Origin of the sequence: Chitinophaga deserti (genome assembly GCF_003149455.1) — a bacterium.
Taxonomy (GTDB): Bacteria; Bacteroidota; Bacteroidia; order Chitinophagales; family Chitinophagaceae; genus Chitinophaga; species Chitinophaga deserti.
Genome location: NZ_QFFK01000014.1, coordinates 73,041 through 96,886 on the forward strand (window position 1 = coordinate 73,041; position 23,846 = coordinate 96,886).

The 23,846-nt window shown below is 49.5% G+C and carries 16 protein-coding genes; 9 read left to right on the forward strand and 7 right to left on the reverse strand.

Annotated features, from left to right (window positions below; translation table 11 throughout):
- Positions 1-9 precede the first annotated feature (9 nt).
- On the reverse strand, positions 10-429 hold the full coding sequence (locus DEV76_RS24250; protein ID WP_109700544.1) for an OsmC family protein: 420 nt from the start codon (positions 427-429) through the stop codon (positions 10-12).
- A gap of 160 nt (positions 430-589) precedes the next feature.
- On the opposite strand from DEV76_RS24250, the gene metX reads away from it, so the two are divergent.
- Both metX and DEV76_RS24260 read left to right on the forward strand, forming a co-directional pair.
- Entirely contained in the window at positions 590-1,612 is a 1,023-nt protein-coding gene (gene metX / locus DEV76_RS24255) for a homoserine O-acetyltransferase MetX (RefSeq protein ID WP_232827035.1), read from the forward strand.
- A gap of 215 nt (positions 1,613-1,827) precedes the next feature.
- A complete protein-coding gene (locus DEV76_RS24260) occupies positions 1,828-4,707 on the forward strand; it encodes a TonB-dependent receptor (RefSeq protein ID WP_109700546.1) in 2,880 nt (959 codons plus the stop codon).
- Between the two features lie 90 nt (positions 4,708-4,797).
- Here DEV76_RS24260 and ychF read toward each other — a convergent pair whose 3' ends face one another.
- Complete coding sequence (ychF, locus tag DEV76_RS24265; RefSeq protein WP_109700547.1) at positions 4,798-5,901, reverse strand: redox-regulated ATPase YchF; 1,104 nt, start codon at positions 5,899-5,901, stop codon at positions 4,798-4,800.
- 160 nt (positions 5,902-6,061) lie between these two features.
- On the opposite strand from ychF, the gene DEV76_RS24270 reads away from it, so the two are divergent.
- The 4 genes from DEV76_RS24270 (at position 6,062) to DEV76_RS24285 (ending at position 10,549) form a co-directional block, all read left to right on the forward strand.
- Positions 6,062-7,294 (forward strand): nucleoside recognition domain-containing protein, encoded by a 1,233-nt coding sequence (locus DEV76_RS24270; RefSeq protein WP_109700548.1) that lies wholly within the window; start codon positions 6,062-6,064, stop codon positions 7,292-7,294.
- A 10-nt stretch (positions 7,295-7,304) separates the two neighbouring features.
- Positions 7,305-8,564, forward strand: coding sequence for a YeiH family protein (locus tag DEV76_RS24275; protein WP_109700590.1), 1,260 nt, complete (start codon positions 7,305-7,307; stop codon positions 8,562-8,564).
- A 180-nt stretch (positions 8,565-8,744) separates the two neighbouring features.
- Entirely contained in the window at positions 8,745-9,542 is a 798-nt protein-coding gene (locus DEV76_RS24280; RefSeq protein WP_109700549.1) for a hypothetical protein, read from the forward strand.
- A gap of 182 nt (positions 9,543-9,724) precedes the next feature.
- Positions 9,725-10,549 carry a DUF4595 domain-containing protein gene (locus DEV76_RS24285; RefSeq protein ID WP_109700550.1) on the forward strand — a complete coding sequence of 275 codons (825 nt, stop codon included), beginning with the start codon at positions 9,725-9,727 and terminating at the stop codon, positions 10,547-10,549.
- Positions 10,550-10,612: 63 nt separating this feature from the next.
- On the opposite strand, the gene DEV76_RS24290 is transcribed toward DEV76_RS24285, so the two are convergent.
- Positions 10,613-10,909: a thiamine-binding protein gene (locus tag DEV76_RS24290; protein ID WP_109700551.1), complete on the reverse strand. Its 297-nt coding sequence runs from the start codon at positions 10,907-10,909 to the stop codon at positions 10,613-10,615.
- A gap of 3 nt (positions 10,910-10,912) precedes the next feature.
- A complete protein-coding gene (locus DEV76_RS24295; protein WP_109700552.1) occupies positions 10,913-12,436 on the reverse strand; it encodes a GNAT family N-acetyltransferase in 1,524 nt (507 codons plus the stop codon).
- Positions 12,437-12,569: 133 nt separating this feature from the next.
- Here DEV76_RS24295 and DEV76_RS24300 point away from each other — a divergent pair, with 133 nt between their 5' ends.
- Positions 12,570-13,775 carry a glycosyltransferase gene (locus tag DEV76_RS24300; RefSeq protein ID WP_109700553.1) on the forward strand — a complete coding sequence of 402 codons (1,206 nt, stop codon included), beginning with the start codon at positions 12,570-12,572 and terminating at the stop codon, positions 13,773-13,775.
- Here the strand turns inward: DEV76_RS24300 and DEV76_RS24305 are convergent.
- A complete protein-coding gene (locus DEV76_RS24305) occupies positions 13,772-19,060 on the reverse strand; it encodes a PKD domain-containing protein (protein WP_157963086.1) in 5,289 nt (1,762 codons plus the stop codon). The two genes, DEV76_RS24300 and DEV76_RS24305, sit on opposite strands and share 4 nt — an antisense overlap.
- Before the next feature lie 355 nt (positions 19,061-19,415).
- Here DEV76_RS24305 and DEV76_RS24310 point away from each other — a divergent pair, with 355 nt between their 5' ends.
- Positions 19,416-20,744, forward strand: a complete 1,329-nt coding sequence (locus DEV76_RS24310; RefSeq protein WP_109700555.1) for a lipopolysaccharide biosynthesis protein — start codon at positions 19,416-19,418, stop codon at positions 20,742-20,744.
- Positions 20,745-20,748: 4 nt separating this feature from the next.
- Positions 20,749-21,588: a beta-1,6-N-acetylglucosaminyltransferase gene (locus DEV76_RS24315; RefSeq protein WP_109700556.1), complete on the forward strand. Its 840-nt coding sequence runs from the start codon at positions 20,749-20,751 to the stop codon at positions 21,586-21,588.
- Between the two features lie 343 nt (positions 21,589-21,931).
- Here the strand turns inward: DEV76_RS24315 and DEV76_RS24320 are convergent, their stop codons facing one another.
- Together DEV76_RS24320 and DEV76_RS24325 are read right to left on the reverse strand one after the other, a co-directional pair.
- Entirely contained in the window at positions 21,932-22,699 is a 768-nt protein-coding gene (locus DEV76_RS24320; protein ID WP_109700557.1) for a class I SAM-dependent methyltransferase, read from the reverse strand.
- A gap of 10 nt (positions 22,700-22,709) precedes the next feature.
- The gene (locus DEV76_RS24325; RefSeq protein ID WP_109700558.1) at positions 22,710-23,846 is read right to left on the reverse strand and encodes a glycosyltransferase family 4 protein; all 1,137 of its coding nucleotides are present in this window, start codon (positions 23,844-23,846) and stop codon (positions 22,710-22,712) included.

Consider the following 23,846-nt stretch of genomic DNA (forward strand, 5'->3'; position numbering starts at 1 on the left):
AGTTTGGTATCAGGCGTTCAGTTTCACTTCCCAGGTAAGCTGCGTTTTACCCTGGCGGAGGGTTTCGGCTACGGAGCAGTATTTGTTCATGGAAAGCTCAACGGCGCGGGCGGCTTTATCAGCGTCCACTTTGCCGGAGATATGAAATATAATATGCGCTTTTTCCCAGAGAGACGGTTCTTTACCCTTCTCACGGTCGGCCTCGATCTCGATGCGGAAGTCCGTGATTTCCTGGCGCTGTTTCTTGAGGATCATCACTACGTCGATAGCGGAACAGCCGCCGAGGCCCATCATCAGCATCTGCATGGGGCGTACGCCGTTGTTTTTACCGCCGTTTTCCACGGAGGAGTCCATTAATACCTTGTGGCCCTGCTCGTCCACAGCTTCCATGTTAAACCCGTCGTCTATGCGTTGTAAAGCGATCTTCATATCTCTTAAATATTCGGTTTAATGTAAAATTAGCGGTTACGCCGCTCATCAAAGATAAAATATCTGCATGAATAACATAAGGATGACAAACGCGGTTTATCCGTGCATATTTGTAAATGGCCGCTTACTTTTGTAGGTTTGCGCAAAATTTTTCAAGCCGTTGTCATTGCAGACCTTTCACAGCCGTCAGCCTTTTACACTCGAATCCGGAGCGGTTTTGCCCGGGATCGAGATCGCGTATCACACTTACGGGACGCTTAGCCCGCATGCCGATAACGTGGTATGGATCTGTCATGCCCTTACCGCAAATTCGGATGCGGCAGACTGGTGGCAGGGACTGGTAGGTGATGGCAAAGTGATCGACCCGCAGCGGCATTTTATCGTTTGTGCCAATATCCTCGGCTCCTGCTATGGGAGTTCGGGGCCGCTCAGTACCGACCCTGCAACCGGGGAACCCTGGTACCGAAGCTTTCCGCAGGTCACCATCCGCGATATCGTTCATGCCCATATCCTTCTCCGCAAACATCTTGGCATCGACCGGATCCATTTGCTGGCTGGTGGCAGTATGGGGGGCTACCAGGTGCTCGAGTGGGCACTTATGGAGCCGGAGCGTATCGGGCAGCTCTTCCTCCTCTGTACCGGTGCTGCAGAAAGCGCCTGGGGTATTGCTGTACATACTTCCCAGCGGCTTGCCATTGAGGCAGACGGCAGTTGGGAAGAAGCCCGTAAAGATGCAGGCGCCAAAGGCCTTAAAGCTGCCCGTGCCATCGGCATGCTCACTTACCGGAACTATCAGACCTTTATGGCCGCGCAAACGGACCCTGATAAGGAGAAAACCGACAACTTTAAAGCCGCTTCCTATATTATTTACCAGGGCGATAAGCTCGTACGCCGCTTTAACGCCCAGAGTTACTGGTTGCTGACCAAAGCCATGGACAGCCACAACATCTCCCGCGGCCGCCATGCCGATGTGGCTACTACCCTTCGCCAGATCGAGCAGCGCACCCTGCTGATCGGGATCACCAGCGATATTCTCTGTCCCCCGCAGGAGCAAACCCTGCTGGCCAGCCATATGCATAACTGCATCTACCATGAAATCGATTCTCCCTATGGCCACGACGGCTTCCTGATTGAATTCGGGAAAATAGGGCTGATCCTCAGCAGCTTCCTCGGGCAGGACTAACTCCCTCTTTTATAACTTCCTGTATTTCAACGGTACCCAACCTGTTAAGATGGCGCCGTACATCCTTGTATTACCCATATTTTTAATAGAAAAATTTTTGGTTTTCAAAAAAAATCTTAACTTCTCTCTATCAACTGATACTGTTATGTAACCTATTCATTTTCACGAACCAAATATCCAAACCTGCGCGATTCCATTCACCAAATTCTCACCTTATGAAAGTATGTAGACAAAGCTTTAGCTTGCTGGCCACATTGCTGGTATTGCTATGTCATCCTTCCCTGGCCCAACAGCAACAGAATATAACTGGTACCGTTACGGATGCCACCACCCGCCAGGGGCTTCCCGGGGTTTCGGTGTCTGTAAAAGGCGCCAACGCAGGCGCGGTTACCAATGCTAATGGTGAGTTTACCGTACGCACCACGCACCGGCTCCCGATGACGCTCGTGTTTTCTTATGTTGGTTACAAGCCTGTTGAGCAAACGGTAACAGACGCTTCCGCGGCGGTAAACGTTCAGCTGTCTTCCACCGAGATCCTTGGTCAGGAAGTAGTTGTATCGGCTAACCGTACCGCACAAAGCGCACTGGAATCGCCGGTATCCATCGAGAAAATAGATAACAGGGCCATCAAGGCCTCCCCTGCGCCTACGTTTTATGACGCATTGGCTAATATGAAAGGCGTGGAACTCAGTACCCAGAGCCTCACTTTCAAGTCCGTAAACACCCGCGGCTTCAACAGCAATGGTAACACCCGTATGCTGCAGCTGATCGATGGTATGGACAACCAGGCGCCCGGCCTCAACTTCTCCGTGGGTAATATAGTAGGTATCACCGAGCTGGATATGGACAACGTGGAAGTACTGCCCGGTGCGGCTTCCGCACTGTATGGTCCCAATGCCCTTAACGGCATTGTGCTGCTGAACAGTAAAAGCCCCTTCCAATACCAGGGTCTCAGCGCTAATATCAAATCCGGCATCCTCAGCGAGAGCGGCAGAAGCAAAGGCACCACAGGGTATTACGATGTAGCTGTCCGCTATGCTAAGGCCATCAATGAGAAATTCGCTTTCAAGGTAAACCTCGGATATATTAAAGCAGACGACTGGCAGGCATATGATGACCGTGACCAGAGCCTGCTCAACGGTCATGGTCTGGATGGTACACGCGCCAATCCCGGTTACAACGGCGTCAATATTTATGGCGACGAAACCAATGTGAACATGTACCAGGCCTTAAAAGCAGCCGCATTTACACCCGGCAATCCGCTGGGTAACGGTATCGCTGCTTTATCTGCTGCAACAGGCGGCTTAATTACCCCCCAGCAGATATATGCCGGCTTTATGCCAGACAGTGCCCGTACTTTCGTATCCCGCACAGGATATAATGAAAGGGATCTGGCAGATTACGAAACCAAGAACCTGAAAGTGAACGCTGCAATACATTACAAGTTCAATCCCAACCTGGAACTCCTTGTGCAGGGCAGCTACGGCACCGGTACTACCGTGTACACAGGGGCAGACCGCTATTCCATCAAGAACTTCCGGATGGGACAGTATAAAATAGAGCTGCGCGCAGATAACTTCTATGTTCGTGCCTACACCACGCAGGAGCGCTCCGGCGATTCTTATGCCGTGGGTACACTTGGTTCCGGTATTAACGAAGCCTGGAGCTCGAGCCAGAACAAATGGTTCCCTGAGTATTTCGGTAACTACGCTACACAGGGGTTAACTACATTCTCCACCGCATTCCAGCAGGCGCTGCAGGGTGGTCAGAATCCTGCCCAGGCATTTGCCACAGCAAGCGCAGCAGCAAAAGGAGGCAGCGCTAATTTCCATAATACCGCACGCGCATTTGCTGACCGCGGACGCCTCATGCCGGGAACAGCTGAGTTTGAAGCGGCAGCCAACAAAGTGAAGGACAAACCTATCCCCGGAAGCCTCGCAACAGGCATCGGCGCCAAGTTTATGGATAAAACGAACCTGTATCAGGGAGAGTTCATGTACAACTTCAAAAACCAGATCAGCTTCATGGAACTGATGGTAGGCGGTAACTATCGTGTATATGCACTGAACTCAGAAAAAACAATCTTCGCGCTGGACGATAACGGTAAAGAATTCCGCATCAACGAATACGGCGGTTATGTTCAGGTAGGTAAAAAACTGCTGGAAGACAACCTGAAACTTAGCGCAGCTTTGCGTTACGACAAAAACGAGAATTTCAAGGGGCAATTCAGCCCAAGGCTTTCTGCCGTATATACCTTCTTCAATACTCATAATCTACGCGCTTCCTTCCAGACCGGTTTCCGCATCCCGCATACACAGGATCAGTATATCGATCTGCTGACACCGCAGGCCCGCCTGCTCGGTGGCCTCCCCTTCCTGCGTGAGCGCTACGGCCTCAACGGTCCGAACGTATTTTCGCTGGAATCTGTGCAGGCCGGTGCGCCAAAGCAATACACTTTCCGCGAATTCAAACCGGAGAAAGTGGAAGCATTTGAGATCGGGTACAAAGCGCTGGTGGCCAGCAAACTGCTCATCGATGCTTACGTATATACCAATACCTTTAAAAACTTCAACGGCAGCCAGGTGCTCATAAAAGTAACCCCACAGGGTCAGGAAGTGTATAGCGTTCCCGTGAACTATGAGAAAGACATCAAATCATGGGGCTGGGCACTGGGCCTCGATTATCGCCTCCCTGCCAACTTCACCGTTGGAGGTAACGTTTCTTACAACAAACTCCTAGATGAGGAATCGCTTGGTGGTTTCCAGGCCATGTACAATACACCTCGTAACCGGTATAACATCAATTTCGGCAACCGTAACATCGCGCAGAGCAATTTCGGCTTCAACATCTCCTGGCGCTGGCAGGAAGCCTTTGTATGGTCTTCCTCCTTCGTTGGTCCGCTCGTACGCGTGAACAATCTCGGCAACATCCCTGCATACGGTGCGCTGGATGCCCAGATATCCAAGTTGTTCCCCAAACCGAAGCTGACCATCAAAATCGGTGGTGCTAACCTTACCGGGAAGAAATACACCCAATCCTGGGGTAACCCCACCGTGGGCACTCAGGCATATGTTTCCCTCGGGTACAATCTCTAGTCTTTTTCTGATTTGCCATAATAGCGAAGGCCCCGGTTTTACACCGGGGCCTTCTTTTGTTGTAACCCTCATGATTGCTCAAGAGTATCTTTATACGTTGAAACGGAAATGCATCACATCTCCATCGCTAACGATGTATTCCTTGCCTTCAATACGCAGGCGGCCATTGTCGCGTGCGGAAGATTCGGAACCGAATTTTACGTAGTCGTCGTAAGAAATAACCTCTGCTTTGATGAATCCTTTCTCGAAATCGGTGTGGATCACACTGGCGGCCTGCGGGGCTTTCCAGCCACGGAGGATCGTCCAGGCACGTACTTCCTGCACGCCGGCGGTGAAATAAGTGATCAGGTTCAGCAGTTTGTAAGTGGAGCGGATGAGGCGGTTAAGGCCCGGCTCGGTAAGGCCGTATTCTGAGAAGAACAATTCTTTATCAGCAGCATCTTCCAGTTCACTGATCTGTGCTTCGATAGAGTTGTTCATGATGATCACCTCTGCGTTTTCTGCCTTCACTGCTTCTTCAAGCGCTTTGGAGAATTTGTTACCGGTGAGGATGGAACCTTCGTCTACGTTAGCTACATAGAGAACGGGCTTGTCGGTCAGCAGGAAGAGATCTGCGATAGCGGATTTATCTTCTTTGCTGAGGCCCAGTTCGCGGATATTGCGGCCCTGTTCCAGGAATTCCTGGCAGCGTTTCAGGGTTTCGAATTCAATTTTAGCTTTAGGATCGCCACCGGTTTTAGCCATTTTCTCTGTGCGGGCAATTTTCTTTTCCACGCTTTCGAGATCTTTCAGCTGCAGCTCGGTATCGATGATGCCCTTATCGTTAACGGGGTTGATAGGACCTTCGTCGCGGAGGATATTCTCGTCTTCGAAGCAGCGGATTACGTGAACGATAGCATCAACTTCACGGATGTTAGCGAGGAACTTGTTACCCAGGCCGTCTCCCTTGCTGGCGCCTTTTACGAGGCCGGCAATGTCCACGAACTCCATGGTGGTGGGCACGGTACGGTTGGGCTGAACTAGTTCAGCGAGCTTGTCTATGCGCTCATCCGGCACATCCACCAATCCAACGTTGGGCTCGATGGTGCAGAAGCGGTAATTGCTCGCTTCGGCTTTTGCGCTGTTTGATACAGCATTAAACAAAGTAGACTTCCCTACGTTCGGTAATCCGACAATTCCTGCTTGCAAGGCCATTTTTGAAAAAATTTGCGCAAAGATAGGAAAAGCATTCTGTATTTCAGCGCGTAACGGCCAGTAGTTGTAATCCGGGAGTTACATATCACAATTTTGTGGCGTAGGATGGAATAAAAACCATATTTTGGCCGCTTAATACCATCTAATACCAGGGATATTTATGGCTTTAAACTACGTCTGGATCGCATTTTTCGTGATTTCTTTCGCCGTGGCGCTCTTCCGGCTCATCTTTATGGGTGACGTCGAAATATTCGGGAAAATGACCACCAGCCTCTTCGAAAGCGGGAAAACCGGTGCTGAAATCGCTATCGGCCTTACCGGTATGATGGCTTTCTGGCTGGGTATCATGAAGATAGGCGAGCGCGCCGGGATGATTGCAAAACTGGCCCGGGGAGTAAATCCCCTGTTCAGGCGGCTCTTTCCCGGCATTCCGGACAAGCACCCTGCCATGGGCTCGGTAGTGATGAACTTCTCAGCCAACGCCCTCGGCCTCGATAATGCCGCTACCCCCATGGGACTAAAGGCCATGAATGAGTTGCAGGAGCTGAACCCGAAGAAAGACACCGCCACTGATGCGCAGATCATGTTCCTGGTGCTGAATACAGCCGGGATCACTATGATCCCTACAGCAGTTATGGCTATGCGGCTTACCATGGGTGCCGCTAATCCGGCGGACATCTTCATTCCCACCATGATCGGCACATTCATTTCATTCATATCCGGCATGATTGCCGTGGCAATATATCAGCGCATCAACCTGTTCCGCCCTGCCCTGCTCTTTTTTGTTGGCGGGTTTATCGGGCTGATGTACCTGCTTTATCTCTGGATGCGCAATATGCCACAGGAAGAGATCGCAGTGAAAACTGCCATGCTGGGCGGTATCATCATCTTCTCCATCATCACCTCTTTCCTTGTAGTAGGCTGGCAGAAGAAGATCAATGTGTATGAAGCATTTATCGACGGCGCCAAAGAAGGGTTCACTACAGCCGTAATGATCATCCCCTATCTCGTAGCCATCCTCGTAGGTATTGCAGTGTTCAGAGCTACCGGTTGCCTGGATTTCATTACCAATGGCATCGCTTATGTAGTAGCGCTGATGGGACTGAACACCGACTTTGTGCCTGCATTGCCCGTTGGTATTATGAAAACCTTCAGTGGCAGCGGCGCACGCGGCATCATGGTGGAACTGATGAAAACACATGGCCCGGATTCTTTCGTTGGCCGCCTCGCCTGTATTATGCAGGGCTCCACAGAAACCACGTTTTATGTACTGGCCGTATATTTCGGCTCCGTAAATATCAAAAATACCCGCTATGCCCTCACCTGCGGACTTATTGCCGACGCCGTAGGTATTATCGCTGCAATAATGATAGGATATATCTTTTTTCACTAACCATTAAATGATGCAAAAGAAAATTGCTCTTCATGAAGACTGGATCTCGGTTATACTGGCATTTACTGCCATTAGCCTGATCCTTGTGGGCCTGCACCCGGCCATGCCAAAATTCGACTGGAACAACGGGCACGACTTCCTTACCCGCCTTACCGATCTTTCCAACTACGGCAAAATGGCCGGTACGTTCGGCTGGGTAATTGGCGCGCTCCTGATCGCTTACCTGCTGGGAGGTAAAAAAATCTCCGGCGGACTGTTCACCGGCGCACTGGCCATATTCGCCATATCTATGTTTGCGCAGGTGATTACTGCCAACGCTGCCATTAAAGATCTTGGTATCGAGATCGTATTGTTCAGCCTGCTGCTGGGCCTTTTTATCAGTAACGTAATAGGTTTACCGGAATGGATCAGGCCTGCCCTGCAAACAGAGCTGTTTATTAAAACCGGTCTGGTGCTGCTGGGTTCCGGCATCATATTCCAGGAACTGATGAAAGGCGGCGGGCTTGGCGTGCTGCAATCCGTAGTAGTTGTGTTTACCGTTTGGTACTTTACTTTCTGGCTTTGTAAGAAATTCGGGCTGGATGATGAGTTCCGTATGATGATATCCAGCGCGGTGAGCATTTGCGGTGTATCTGCCGCCATTGCTACATCCGGTGCTATTGAGGGAGATAACAAGAAATTATCCCACGTGATTTCACTGGTACTGATCGTAGCCATCCCCATGATGATTTTCATGCCTTACGTTGCGCAGTGGATGAACATGCCGCCTGAAGTAGCAGGCGCATGGCTCGGTGGTACCATAGATACTTCCGGCGCGGTTGTGGCAGCAGGAACCTTACTTGGCGAAGAAGCTTTGAAATATGCCACACTCGTTAAGTTCTCTCAGAACGTACTGCTGGGCGCTGCTGCTTTCTTAATCTCATTTTGGTGGGCGTATTCCAAGAAAACTGCCAATCAACCCAAACCGGGCCTGCGCACTATCTGGGACAGGTTCCCCAAGTTCGTACTGGGCTTCATTCTTGTTTCACTGGTATTTTCGTTCCTGCTCTCTCCTGCTACGGTAAAAGCTATTAAAGCGCCGATCAAGGAACTGCAAACCTGCTTCTTTGCCCTGGCATTTACCTGCATCGGACTGGAAACGAAGTTTACCGATATCTTCAGAATGGAAAACGGCCGTCCGGCCATGGCATTTATCATCGCACAGGTATTCAATATCCTTGTAACCCTCGCTATGGCTTACCTGGTGTTTGGCGGTGTATTATTTTCTTAATTCAACTGATCTTTATAGCAGAAGCCTTCCCCATTTGAGGGAAGGCTTTTTTCTTTCATTACCCTGCCTCAACCATTCACACCCGCCAACCCTCAACTCACTACCCTTCCATTGATTTTCTCCTCACAACATTTCATATTCGCGGCGAAACCATGTATTCGATAATTAAACCCCATTGCCATGAAGCAAATGCTTAGCCTGGCTGCATGCACGCTGCTGCTGACTGCCTGTTCCAAAAACAATAACGACTCCCCTCCAAAAGATGAACCAGTCCCCCTGAAATACCTCATATGGGCGGGCGAGAAGAACGGTAATACAAAAGTTGACGGTGTTACCATCACCTACAACGCTCAGAACCGCCTTGCCTCTTTTATTCAGGATAATGGTGAAGATGGCATGAGAACATCCTACGACAACGATGGTAATGCCATTATGAACGAAGTCTGGACGGAAGATGTTCTTTCCCGCATTCATATTCACTATGTAAACGGCAGGCCGGATACCGCTGTGGAAAGATTCTATTTGAAAGCTACCAATGTGAAAACGGATGTTCATTTCATGTCATACACGATCGAGAACAACCGCGTAGTCCGCATCCGGCAGCGTGACTCTGCTGGTATAAAGCCCACTGTTGATTACTTTATCAGATACACCGGAGATAACGTTACATCTTTCCTGCAGACACCGGCTGCCCAGGTCGCTGATACTGTGCTTTTCGCAGAATGGACGTATGGCACCAAAAGCAATCCTTTCTCAGCTGGTAAAACAAAATTCTTTGTAAGCCCTACGGGTAACAACTTATTTTTTCAAAGCGCCAATGAACCACTGACGCAACGGTACCGAATTCCCGGATTCAACGTTGACCTCAGGGAGAAATTCGTTTACCAGTACGATAAGCAGGGATATCCTGTCCGCCAGGCTGGCATAGAAGCCGGTGAAACTGATTCTACGATCGTTCAATACGAATATCGCCCTTAATATCTCACGCGTTCGGCATAGCAAAAATGCTGCAGTGGTTATGTACTTCGGAGATCACTACCGGCAGTTCAACTGCCTAAAACGACGATACGCAACGCAGCAGATGCAGTTCACCACCCGTGGGATGTACCCGGTGAGGGATTGCATTACATTAGCATGTTAACGAACAAAAGCAACAGCATATGAAACCGAATTTAAAGTGGATGCTTGCAGCAGCAGGGCTGATTTGCCTTGGTGGATATGAAGCATCCGCCACCCCAAACACAGGAGATTCTACATTGCAGGCAGCGCATTCCCCTGCAGCTACCCGTTATCTTAAGAAACATGTGCGCACCCTTGCAGGTGATGTACCGGAATCCTATCTGTTTACCTACGACAGCCAGCACCGGCTTACCGGTACTGCACAGAAAGATGCTGAACAGGAGAATAAGCGCGAATTCGCTTACAACCAGCAGGGACAACTTAGCAGGATGGTGATATGGAGCGATGGGAAAAGGCATGCTTTCCTCTATCAGTATTCGCCGGACGGAAGTGCTGCAACCGGCATAGAAAGGATCTTCGAAGATGGAGACGATGACCAGCCCGTTAGTACCGTTAACTGGAAATTCACTATAGAGAACGGGCAGGTAACACAAATTAAGAAGGATAGTAAAGATGATCCTGAAGCATTTCATCACCAGGTAATCCGTTACGACGGTAAAAACGTGCGCTCCATCGCTTCCGTAGCTGCCAACGGTAAAGATACCGTGGGGGTAATGGAACTGGTATACGGAAAGAAAACCAACCCATATATTGGCGCCCGCATGCCGCTGCTGATGCACCCGGCGGCAATGGTACTCCTGATGAGTGATAATGAAGTTATTGCCATGAGCTTCCGCAGTAAACAGGCGAAAGCCACCGTAACCACCCGGTACGAATATAAGTATGATGGGCAGGGTTACCCGGTATCAGGTGTTGAGAAAGACGGTGGAGAGGTTTCTGCAACAGAAACGTTTGAATATCAATAGTCAGTCAAACAATAGATGATCAGTGGTATGCCCGGAATGCAATTGCAGACCGGGCTATTTTTTTTAATCGTATTTACCTGTTTTATCCTCGATGGTTACGGATTTTTCTGCGTTGTTCTGGATCTTCACATATACCAGCAACTGGCCGGCACCGGCTTTAAAGCAGGCTTCCTGTGCCAGGCGCACTACTTCCATCACGGCATCGTATGGCCCTTCCATAACCGTCTCAAACGGGCAAACGCGGTATTTAAGTCCGCTCTGCTGAATGATGGCGATGGCCTCGTCTACTACGGCATATACTTTCTCTGAAGGCACCTGCGGCACAATTTGCAGGGCCAGGTTTACATGGTGCTGGTGCATGAACTACTTTTTCTTTGTGATAACTTCGTATAAATCCGAGCGAAGATCCTTCAGATTCTGCACGCTTCCAAATGCATGCAGTTCTTTGAGTAAAACAAGATCCACATCCGCCACCACAATCATTTCTGTATTGGGCGTAGCATCCGCCTTCACCCCCGTAACCGGGAACGCGAAATCGGAAGGCGTCAGTACAGCAGATTGAGCGTATTGAAGATCCATATTATTTACACGTGGCAGATTGCCCACACAACCGGCTATGGCCACATAGCATTCATTCTCGATAGCACGCGCCTGGGCACAGAAGCGTACCCGGTTATAGCCGTTCTGGGTATCCGTGAGGAATGGCACAAATAATATCTGCATCCCCTGCTGCGCCAGGATGCGGCTCAGCTCAGGAAACTCTACATCATAGCAGATCAGGATACCTATCTTCCCGCAATCGGTATCAAACACCTTCACTTCGCTCCCGCCCTTCATGCCCCAGCTATACACCTCACTGGGCGTGGGGTGGATTTTCCGGAAAGAATCCCAGGTGCCATCGCGGCGGCAGATGTAGGATATGTTGTACAACAGCTCATCGATCACGATAGGCATGCTTCCCGTGATGATATTAACGTTATAACTCTTCGCCATTTCCGAGAACTTCTCCCGGAGGAAATCGGTATACTTCGCCAGTCCGCGGATAGCGGCTGCGGGGTCCAGCTGATTGAACTCCAGCATGAGCGGGGCGTTGAAGAATTCCGGGAACACTACGAAGTCGGCTTCGTAATCACTCACCGCATCCACGAAAAACTCCACCTGCTGGAGGAGGCCGTCCATAGATCCGTAAGTACGCATTTGCCATTGTACCAAGCCTATGCGCACGGTGGATTTGTTATAGCGGATGGTGTCACGGTCTTTTTCGTAATAGATATTGAACCATTGCAGTAATGTGGCGAAGCCTTTGGAAGAGGTGTCGTTCGGGAGGTAATTCCGTAATACCTTCTTCACGATAAAATCATTACTGAACTGGAAAGTGAGTGTGGGATCATAAATCTCCTTATCCATCACCTTCTCAATATAAATACGCGGAGTCATCAGGTCAGCATACTTCTCATAGTTGGGAATTCGCCCCCCGGCTACGATCCCTTCGAGGTTGAGGTTCTCACAAAGCGCCTTGCGGGCATCATAAAGACGGCGGGCCAGCCGCTTGCCCCGGTAATCGGGATGTACGAATACTTCTATGCCATAAAGCGTATCGCCTTTGGGATTATGGGTATTGAAAGTGTAGTACCCTGTAATCTGCTCATATGTATGATCGTCGCCGAACTTTTCATAATCCACGATTATGGACAGTGCGCAGCCCACTACTTTGCCGTTTACGGTTACCGCGATCTGCCCGTCCGGGAAAAGGGAAATCAGCCGCTGAATAGTTCCTTCACGCCAGTAGCTGCCGGGCATATCTGCATACGCGCTCATCATCGATTCTTTGAGGTCGCGGTAATCATCCGCCGTAAGTGACCGTATATCAATTGTTTCTTCTGCCATAACTATTGGGTTTACAAGGGTTAAAAGTTACGTAAAAACGGGGACATGGCGATTTTCCGGAAAAACGACTACCTTTACTGCCTGTTAATTTTGACCATCTTCCCCTGAACGGCCTTCCCAAATACATCTAACCGTGCCCGTAATTTCTAACAGAGACATCATCATTGTAGGGCTTCAGCCCTGGTATACGCCAATCGGCAGCAATTGTAAAAACATCGCCCTGGAGCTTTCGCGCCACAACCGTGTATTGTATATCAATTCCCCGCTCGACAGGCGTACCGTGCTGCGCAACGGGAATGATCCCGACATTGCCCGGCATATCCGGATACGGAAAGGCCAGGAGCCCGCCCTGCTGAAAATCAGTGATAACTTCTGGAACTTCTACCCCTCGAGGATGCTGGAATCCATTAACTGGCTGCCTTCTGCCGGTATATTCAACTTCTTCAACAGGATCAACGGACGCCGGTATGCCGACTGCATTCAGAAAGCTGTAAAGGAGCTGGGATTCAGGGATGTTATCCTTTTCAACGACAATGATATCTTCCGGGGCCTGCATCTCAAGGAATTGCTTAAACCGGCCATGTACGTTTATTACAGCCGGGATAACGTGGCGGCGATGGACTGGTGGAAAAAACATGCCCCCCGGGTAGAGCCGGAACTCATTGCCAAAGCAGATGTGGCGGTGGCTAATTCGTTGTTTCTGGCAGACAGGCTTAAGCAATATAATCCCAACAGTCACTATATTGGCCAGGGCTGCGAGCTCTCGCTCTTCGATCCTGCAGCTGCATACACCAAACCTGCTGAGCTGGAAGGCCTTACCGGCCCTGTAGTAGGATATGTGGGGGCACTAACCGCTATGCGCCTCGACCCCGGTATTCTGCTCCGTATTTCGCAGGAAAGGCCTGACTGGAATATTGTACTGGTTGGACCGGAAGATGAGGTTTTTCAGGCCTCTGAACTTCACAGGCAGCCCAATGTGATCTTTACCGGACGCAAACCCATGAGTGAGCTTCCCTCCTATATGCACTACTTCGATGTCTGCATCAACCCCCAGGTACTCAATCCTGTCACGGAAGGCAATTACCCGCTGAAAGTGGATGAATACCTGGCAATGGGAAAACCTGTTGTTGCCACAGCTACCGCAACCATGCAGCTGTTTAAGGATCATACCTACCTGGCTCCTACGCCGGCAGATTATGTTCCCCTCATCGAACGGGCTATGCAGGAAAACAATTCCCAGGCAGCGAATGCGCGAATCAGCTTCGCGCGCTCACATACCTGGGAAAGTTCTGTAGGCGCCCTTTACGACGCCATCCGGCATACGATGAAAAACAATTAATGTGCTACTTTAACGAAACGGCGTACCCATTTCTGGTTGTTGCTCCGCAGCTCCAGTAAGTAAGTTCCTGTACGGAGCTCTTCAATAGAGATCTCTCTCTGGTACACCGTGTGCGGATCCGATTTATCTTTCAGCACTTTCACAACCCTTCCCATATCGTCGTAGATCGTTATGATCAATTCTCCGCCGATAGGGTCTATCATCCTGGCCCGTACGTAAGACACGGCAGGATTAGGATATACCGTAAAAGGATTTTCTTCCGTATTATCTTCCGCTTTCAGCACGGTTATGCGGTGAGTGGTTTTGGCAGTTGCTTCAAGATTGTCCGTAACTGTCAGCTCGATTTCGTATACCCCTTCCGCCAGGCCCGAAACGCGGGTCTGATTCTTATCGGGGCGTGAGAATTCGGCAATACCCGGACCGCTCACCATTCTCCACTGGTAACCCGTAATGGCTCCATCCGGGTCGCGGGAGTTAATACCATCGAGGAATACATAGTCCAGCGGCAGGCGAATGGTTGTTTCCCCGTCGATGGAAGCTATGGGACTCTGGTTAGGCTGAGGCTGCACCGTTACTGTAACGCGGGCAGCATGAGTAGCGCCCCTGTTGTCCGTTACTGTCAGTTCGTACACATAAGTACCTGCAGTGTTCAACCCGGTAACATCCGTTCTGGCGGTAGATGCAGAAAGAATGAGCCCGTCTGCCGGACCGGAAATCTTCCGCCAGGCATATTGGGTGATAGAGCCGTCTCCATCCGTAGAACCGCTACCGTCGAGCGAAGTGGAGGATGTGGGCAATGTAATGCTTTGATTTACGCCGGCATTGGCAACAGGAGGTGTATTCGGTTCAGCAAGTACGGTTACCGTTACTTCGCTGGAATTAGTTGCGCCTTTATTATCCGTTACCGTCAGCTGGAAAACATAGGTTCCTTCCACCAGTCCCGTAACATTGGGTTGGGCAGTTCCGGGGATAGATGCGCCGCCAGCAGAGGGGCCTGATACCTTTCTCCATGCATATGTGGTGATGCTGCCATCACTGTCTCTGGAGCCACGGGCATCCAGCACAACTGAGGCAACCGGTAGAGTAATGGTTTGGTTCGCTCCTGCATTTGCTACCGGAGGTACATTGGGTGCTGCTAAAACGGTCACAGATACTTCGTCTGAATGCGTGGCTCCGTCGTTATCGGTAACCGTCAGCTGGAATACATATGTTCCTTCCACGAGGCCGGTCACAGTAGGTTGTGCTGTAGCCGGGATGGAAGTTCCGCCTGCGGAGGGGCCGGAAAGCTTTCTCCATGCATAAGTGGCAATATTGCCGTCAGTATCTCGGGAACCACGGCCATCCAGCACCACGGAGGAAGCAGGAAGCGTAATAGTCTGGTTTGCACCCGCGTCGGCCACAGGGGCCACGTTGGGGGCAGATAATACAGTTACCGTAACCTCGTCTGTATTTGTGGCGCCATCGTTATCAGTCACCGTTAACTGGAAAAGATAAACTCCTTCTACCAGGCCGGTTACTTCCGGTTGTGACGTAGCGGCAATTGAAGTGCCACCCGCTGCAGGGCCGGAAAGTTTCCTCCAGGTATATGATGTAATAGTACCGTCAGCATCTCTGGAAGCACGGGCATCCAGTGTTGCAGAAGAAACGGGGAGTGAGATGGATTGATCCACACCCGCATCGGCCACCGGAGCCTCATTGGGTGCTGATAATACCGTCACTGTTACTGCATCAGTATGCGTGGCGCCATCATTATCAGTTACAGTTACTTCAAAGGAGTAGGTTCCTTCTGCCAGTCCGGTTACCTCCGGCTGGGCAGTGGCAGGAATAGAAGTGCCACCCGCAGCAGGACCTGAAGCTTTCCTCCAGGCATATGATGTAATGTTACCATCAGCATCGTTTGAACCACTGGCATCCAGTACAACTGAGCTTACAGGTAATGTGATGGAGATATCAGTTCCCGCGTTAGCAACCGGCGGAACATTGGCCGCTGTGATAGTAATCTTCACCTGGTCCGTTGCTGTTGCGTTATTATTGTCTTTTACAGTCAGCTCAAATACATACTCACCTGCAATTGTCAGGTCAGTTACGTTAGTTTTTGCAGCTGAGGGAGTAGTGAGGGTACCACCTGCAGGACCGCTCACCTTTCTCCAGGAATAAGATGCAATGGGGCCGTCGGCATCTGTAGAACCGCTGCCGTCGAGTGCCAGTGTAGTCACAGGTAATCTCGCGGTCTGATCGTTACCGGCTTTAGCCACAGGAGGCACATCTTCCGCCGTTACGGTGATTTTAACCTGATCGGTGGCAGTTGTATTCTCGTTGTCTTTAACAGTGAGTTCAAATACGTATTCACCGGAAACCGTAAAGGTGGTTACATTGGTTTTGGCAGCGGAAGGCGTTGCCAGTACCGGCGCTTCCGGACCACTGATCTTTTTCCAGGAGTAAGAAGCAATAGTGCCATCAGGATCAGCAGAGGCGCTACCGTCCAGTACAATGGTGCTTACGGGCATCCTTACCGATTGATCTGCTCCGGCTTTTGCTACCGGAGGCTTGTTGGTGGTGGCGCCCTGAACAGTGATGGTCACTTCATCGGAAGCTGTCAGTCCACCGTTATCTACTACCGTAAGGCGGTATACATATACACCGGCAGTTAAACCGGAGAGATCAGTATTGCTGGCATTCAGATCGAGTATAGCTCCTGCTGACGGCCCGCTGATTTTTTCCCAGACATATGAAACGATTACACCATCAGGGTCGAGGGAGAAACTGCCTGTCAGTTGAGTTGCGTTGGAAGGCAGCGTCAGCACAACATCTCCCCCGGCTGTAGGCACAGGAGGTTTATTGGCGGAAGTAAGCACAGATACGGTAATCATATCAGTGGCAGACCCTCCTGCATTGTTTGTTGCTTTTAATTCAAACACGTACGTGCCTGCTACCATTCCGGTAACCTGCGTAGTGGCAGCATTAGCATTGGTAATTGTTCCCTGATTAGGCCCACTTACTTTCTTCCAGTTATAGGAAGAAATAGTACCACCGTTGGTGGTAGTGGCGCTGCCGGTAAGGGTTATGCTTGTAGTGGGCAGAGCGATCAGTTGATCTTTGCCGGCATTCGCAATGGTAAATTGCGCAGGCACGCTGCTATTATATTCGAAAGCACCTACGTCAAACGTATTGTTGTAAGGGCGGGCAGTACCATCGAAGTCAGCAGTTAGTCCAAGATCAGCCATGTTGCGGCCGGCATCAATTGCACCGGATCCTGCTTTCAGCCTGAAGTTGCCGCTATTGGGATCCAGGAATCCAGCTTCTTCCAGTGTCTTGTAATTTTGGTTATTGGCAAAATCGTAAAGTACCGGTTTGGAACCCTGAATGTAGTAACCGTTCAGTGGACGGTCCCACGCAGTGCCGGGGGCAATCACCAGGTTGTTATATACTTTATGGCCAAGCGTGGTCTGGTCTGCATAGATTTTGAGTCCGTTGACGCCTGTTCTGATGATGGTATTATTGTAGATGTATGCCGTGGCAGGCGCAAATAGGTTCTTGTCAGATACGTTGATCCCTTCAAACTTGATGTCAGTGATCACGTTGTTGTAAACGTGATTGATACCTGCACCAAATATCTCGATGGCAGAATTATACCCTTTGCTGACGAAGTTATTATAAATGCGAAGCGCGCTGCCGCCGCCGGAAAGGATACCGTAACCATGGGGACTGTTCTTCATCATGGCATAATTCACGACGCGGTTGCCGTAAATGCGGTTATCGCCTTTGTCTGCCACGGAGATTTGCATACCGTCGCTACCCATGTTCTCCAGGTCATTGTTATATACCTGGATGTTTTCTATGCGGTGGGAGGCAAGATCCGTACAGGTTCCGGACGACCACAGGTAATGCGTATTACCAATGTAGAAGCCTTCCCATGCCGAGTTACGGCAAAGCAGGTCGTGAATCTTTACATTCCGCATGGTGAATACGGGATCCAGCCACTCCGGATGGTCGCACTGCTGAATAGTTTTTGCCTGCAGGAACATGCCTGCATCGTGGATATAGATGTGATGCACCTCGAAATCAGTAGTACCGCTTCCGAAAAACGCCCCGAACATTTTCTGGCCGTTCTTATTTGTACCATTTACGTCGAAGCCGTATTTGATTGCCGGTGCGCCGGTTCCTTCTACTTTAATGTGTTTGCTGGTATTGAAAACAAAGCTGGCGGCAGTAGCCGAACTGTTCACCCCTACCCTTACAAGTCCGCCGCAGTTCGTAATTACAATTGGCTTCTCTGCAGTACCTGTCAGTTTAGCGAAATGGATATATTCATAATCGCCGGGAGGGATACAAAGTGTATCACCGGGATTTATGCCCAACTGGGTCATGGGATTATCGTAATAAATAACGTTGGGGCCGGTCGTTCTGATAGTAATGCGTTTGCCCCCGGAACCGGTTGGCGGCGGAACCGATGTAGTACCTTTACTATACTGGAGCATCCATTCGTAAACGTTCAGGCCTGTTTCAGGGTCCTTATAATTTGGATCATATGTTTTTGTCCAGGCATCATGGGAGGTGGAAGTCCAGACCGTGAGCCTTGCAGGATATTTAGTTCCAGGTATAGCTTTGTTGATACCATTCACCCAGCCTTCGGAGTAGGATAAAGGAACCATATTATCCAGATTATTATGCGTTGCGAAAACAGGGGTATTATTCGCAGCGATTCTGGGCGGGAGCTGGGGAACGCCGGAAGGGTCCCATGCGCCGCAAATCACCACTGCTGCGGCTATCTGTTTGGCGGAATCAGCGTTTTCTGACAATGCCCCCCAGGCTACACCACCACCCATACTAAGACCGGTGATGTAGATACGGTTGGTATCTATGCGATAATAGGTTTTGAGGTATTTCAGTAACTGGAATACTTCACCGGAACCCGGCCATCCTTTAAACTGCGGTGATATTACAATGAATGAGTGAGTTTGACCGTTTACAGTAAACGACGCCGGGAACTTACCATCCTTGATGTATTTGGGCAAAGCAGTGTTAGTTACGCTACTGGTGACCGATGTTGCAGATGTACCGGCCAGTTCACCTCTCCCATGCAGGAAAATGATGAGTGGGTGGGGCTTACCGCTGGTGGCATAATCGGCAGGTAATGCCTCATAATACCCCGTCATATTGTTGATGGTAAAGGGGGCAGGGATCGTTTTCGGAACCTGTTGCGCGAACGCTCCAGGGCTAAGGGCTATCGTAAGATACCAGAAGCAGCGGCCAAGCCACTTCCTACATAAGTCAAATTGCTTCACGCACAGAGGTTTTTCTTGGTATGGACCGTGTATGGTAATTTTTAAAGTAAGGAGCAGCTAAATACGACGACACAAATTCCCTTACTGTTGTATATCGTTACAAAGAAACAAATTTTTCTAAAACAAATAGGAAAAAAATCTCATATACATTATGATTGGCTATAAATTATTTAATTATGCATTCCTAACCTATTGCAAATCAACCCTGTGATTTTTTATTTATTATTTATTGCGTATGATTTTACAATAATTTATAACTTGCGCCCATAACGACTTCCTGTGTCGAAATGTTTTTAACCCTTCCTTTGATGAGCCGTCTGACAACTAAGTTTACCTTTTAGACTTAAATAATTTCATGCTGTCTGGCCTGTTTTCCGTTTTACGCAACAAACAGTTTCTATCCCTTTTGGGAAACGTTGTTTCGGCTTTTTTCAACGTATTGTCGTTTGCCATTCTTGTAAGATTACTGAGCCTTACGGATTTCGGTATCTGGGTGATATTTACCACTACGTACAATATAATGGACCAGGTGCGTACCGGTTTGCTGCAATCGGGGCTTATCAAGTTTTATTCCGGAGCTGATGCGCAAACTGCCCGTACCGTGGCTGGTGCAGCCTGGCATGTGGCGCTCCTGTTAACTGCCGGATATGTGGTTTTGTCCTTAGCCGCCACATTCACCGTTGCCCCCTACCTGGACCCCAGCTGGCGGTTCTTCATTCCCTGGTTGGGTATCCTTACCCTGTTTTCGCTGCCCATGAACTTTGCCACCTGGGTGTTACAGGCTGAAAACCGCTTTCACCAGATCGTTTATATCCGTATTGCCCAGAATGGCAGCTTCCTGGTACTCGTAGGTGTTTTGTGGCTGGCAGATAAGATTACTTTGCCATTTGTACTATATGCCTACGCTGCTTCCATGATCCTGTCTGGCATATATTGTCTTGCCCGTAAATGGACCGGCATTCGCCAACTCGCATTCCGTACAAAACAACAGGCAAAGGAACTGTATGTCTATGGCAGGTTAATTATCGGCAGCATCATTTCATCTTCGCTGATCAACTATACGAACCAGATGGTGATCCTCACCATGCTCGGTTCTGCCAAAGTTGCCCTGTTCAGCATTCCCCAGAAGTTCATGGAAGTGATAGAAATTCTTCTCCGCAGTTTCGTAGCTACCGCCCAGCCCACCATTTCTGCCGCCGCTAACCGGAACGATTCCAGGGCAGTTGCTGTAGCCTTTTGCCGGTACACGGGCACAGTAACCATCCTGATCATACCCTGTATCATAGGAATGCTCCTGTTTACAGAACCGCTTATTGTATTGCTGGCCGACCGGGAATATCTCGAAGCCAGACATGTGGTGCGCATTACACTGCTCACCGCCATCCTCTGGCCTATTGACCGCTTTAACGGGGTTACGCTCGACATGATGAACCTGCCGAAAGTGAACTTCTACAAGAATATGCTCAAACTTGTGCTGAATGCATTTTTTGCCGTTGTTCTCACATGGCTGTTCCCCAATATTATCTCAGTAGCTATCGCCGGTTTCTTACACATAATTTTTGCCGTGGGTTACGGGTATTACATCATGAAAAAGCACACGGAAGTTAACTTTGCGGATATCTGGCGCTATGGATGGAGCGAGTTCCGCCAGCTAACCAAGAAAGTGCTTAAAATTTCACAATAACTGCATGAAGACCGCCTTTATCATACTTGCCCACCGCAATCCCGCTCAACTCGAACGCCTGCTGAAGAAACTGGCGCATCCCGGTATTGACTGCTATGTACATATCGATGCCAAATGCGATATCGCAGTATGGGAACCGGTGCTTTCTCTCCCGCAGGTCTTCACGGTACAACCACGGACAGACATCAAGTGGGCGGGCTATAGCATGGTGAAAGCCACGTTACATTGCATGGAAGCTGTACGCGCTTCAGGCATAAAGTATACCTATGTAACGATGACAAGCGGACAGGATTACATCATAAAACCAGCCGCAGCGATCTACGAATTCCTGACCAGACCTTCAGATCTTCAATATATCGGGCTGATATCTGATGCGGAACTGCAACCGATGTTATCCAAAACCAGTAATTATCACCTCGTAGAATATAACTTCCCCGGTAAATTCAGGCTGGCGCAATTGTTTACCAAACTGATGCCGGCCCGCAAACCACCCATGGGTATGCGCCTGTACTCAGGCTCCCAATGGTGGTCACTCACCCTGGATTGTATGAATTACCTGCTGGATCACATCAAGGCAAACCCCTCCATTTCCAGGTTCTTTAAATTTACCTGGGGCCCAGATGAGTTTATTTTTCAAACCCTCCTGATGAACAGTCCCTACCGCGACGCTGTTACCGGGTACGACCTTCATTACATAGACTGGTCGGCCGGTAAAGAACATCCCAAAAATCTGGGGGCAGATGATATTGACAAGATGATGGCCAGCCCCCTCCTGCTGGCCCGCAAATTTGATACAGACAAAGACCCTGGTATACTCGATATAATTGACGCCAGGCTACAATAAGCAAGAAGCCGCTTCCCATAAAAGAGGCTGCTTCTTGTTTTCCATATCTTTCCGTTAATATTATACCAAAAAGAGGCTATTTAGACCTTATTCAGCCTCCATCAAACCTTCATCCATCCTTCTACCATCCTTCTACCATCCTCCATCCAACCTATAGCGCAAGCCACGTCTGGAGGGAGTTTTGCAAAAAGATGGTAGTACAATCGATTGACTGTCAATGAATTGATTATTTTTTATACTATATTAGTTTAATGGCATTTCTGATAGTATATTAACTGTGTGATGGCATAAAAAAAGGCCATCCCGAAACGGGAGGCCTTTATATACTACACCTTAGGAATGCCTATACTTTCTTTTTCCAGAGGGTGTTAAATCCTCCGGTTAAGCCGATAGGCAGTATCTCAGCTACCTCACAATCCAGTTTCTGCAGGAATTTTATCCGCTTTGTCAGCAGCGAAAACGGAAATACGTCTTCCACAAAATTCGTTTTAGCAAACTTGATGATCCGGTAGTTATGTTCTTTTGCAATATCCAGCAGCGCCTTGCGGGTGAAGAACTGTACGTGATCCAGGTTATCTGCCTGCGATTGTACGGTGGTTCCTTTAAACCCGAGGGTGCTTTTTACTTTATTGATGAATTTCCAGAATGCGGGATGGTTCCTCGCCTTCAGCATGGGTCGGGTTACGCAGAGCTCGCGCGGGCCCTGGCCGTTAGGAACGGTTACCACCAGCAGTCCATTATCCTTCAGGGAAGCATAAATTACTTTCAGCAATTCTCCGGGGCGGTCGAGGTGCTCGAGCACTTCACTGCAGATAACGGCATCGTAGCGTTCCCCCTGAGCAGTAAGCGCTTCTGCACTAATGGCTTCAAAACGTACGTTTGGCAGCGTGTTTTTAGACCGTGCCACGTCGATCGTTTTCTGGCTGATATCGATGCCAAGTACATCGTATCCGAATTGGCCAAGGTGGCGGCTGATTACGCCATTACCGCAACCCACATCCAATACACGGCCACCGGCAGGGATTTCCTGTTGAAGGTGGCTGGCAATGAATTTAAGCCGTTTGATATCCGTAATGCGGTCGTATTCGTAGGTGATCATTTTCTGGGTCATATCCGATTAATTATTGCGCTTTGGCGCTATAAAGTGAGGTGTATACGTTTTCTATCCGCTGCGTCATGCCGGAAACATTGTATTTCTCCCTGACGGTATTGATGGCAGCCTGGCTTAGCTGCTCCCGCAAGATTTTATCTTCCGCCATTTTAACAATAGCAGCAGCAAGGGCGCCTGTGTCTTTAGGAGGAATGAGCCAACCGTTTTCGCCATGGGATACCGCTTCCCGTGTTCCATCCACATCAGTGGCCACAACCGTTTTCCCCATGGCCATCGCCTCCAGCACTCCTATCGGGAAACCTTCCCAGAGAGATGGCAGGCAATAGATGTCAATCCCCTGCAACACAGCAGGAACATCCTGCCTGAAATTCTCAAATATTACTTTATCGCTGATGTTCAATGCTGCGGCAGTATCAATCGCTGCCTGTTTCAGTTCTCCCTCTCCTACCATCAGCAACTTCATTTGTGGGAAAGTTTTCAGCGCTTCATGAAAGCCGCGTATCATCCCTTCAGGATCTTTCTGCAGCGTCATCCGGGCAATGTATCCTACTACCAATGTACCTTCCGGTATGCCATAGGCAGCCTTAATATCAGGAAATTGCGCAGCAGGGTTGAACTTTTCGGGGTTGATGCCGTTTCTGATCACTTCCGCATTAAACTTGCCAAATGTTTTAAGGCCTGTCTGCCGGTTAGATTCTGATACACAGATGTTGGCCTGGGCTCTCCGTGTAATGAATTGCTCCGACAGGATGCGGGCTTTTCTCATGAGCGGGTGCAACCCGTCATGGAAAGACCAGCCATGCACCGTATAGATCAGCGGAATGCGGAGGCGCCTAGCGGCCCACATCACATTGGTGTTGGCCCTGGTGCCATGTACATGTATAATATCGATCCGCTGCTCTTTCATAAATTTGCGCACTTTCTTCCAGACGCCGATATCGAACGCCTTTTCACTGGCGATTACATGTACGGGAACGTTCATTTGCTGCAGCAGGCTTACCATAGGCCCGTCTGTAAAAGACAGTACCACCGGTTCAAACCTCGAGCGGTCCATGAACCTGACCAGGTCAAGCACATGGCTCTCTCCTCCACCAATTTTACCCTGGCGGATGGCTTGCAGCACTCTTATTTTACGTGTAACTTCCAT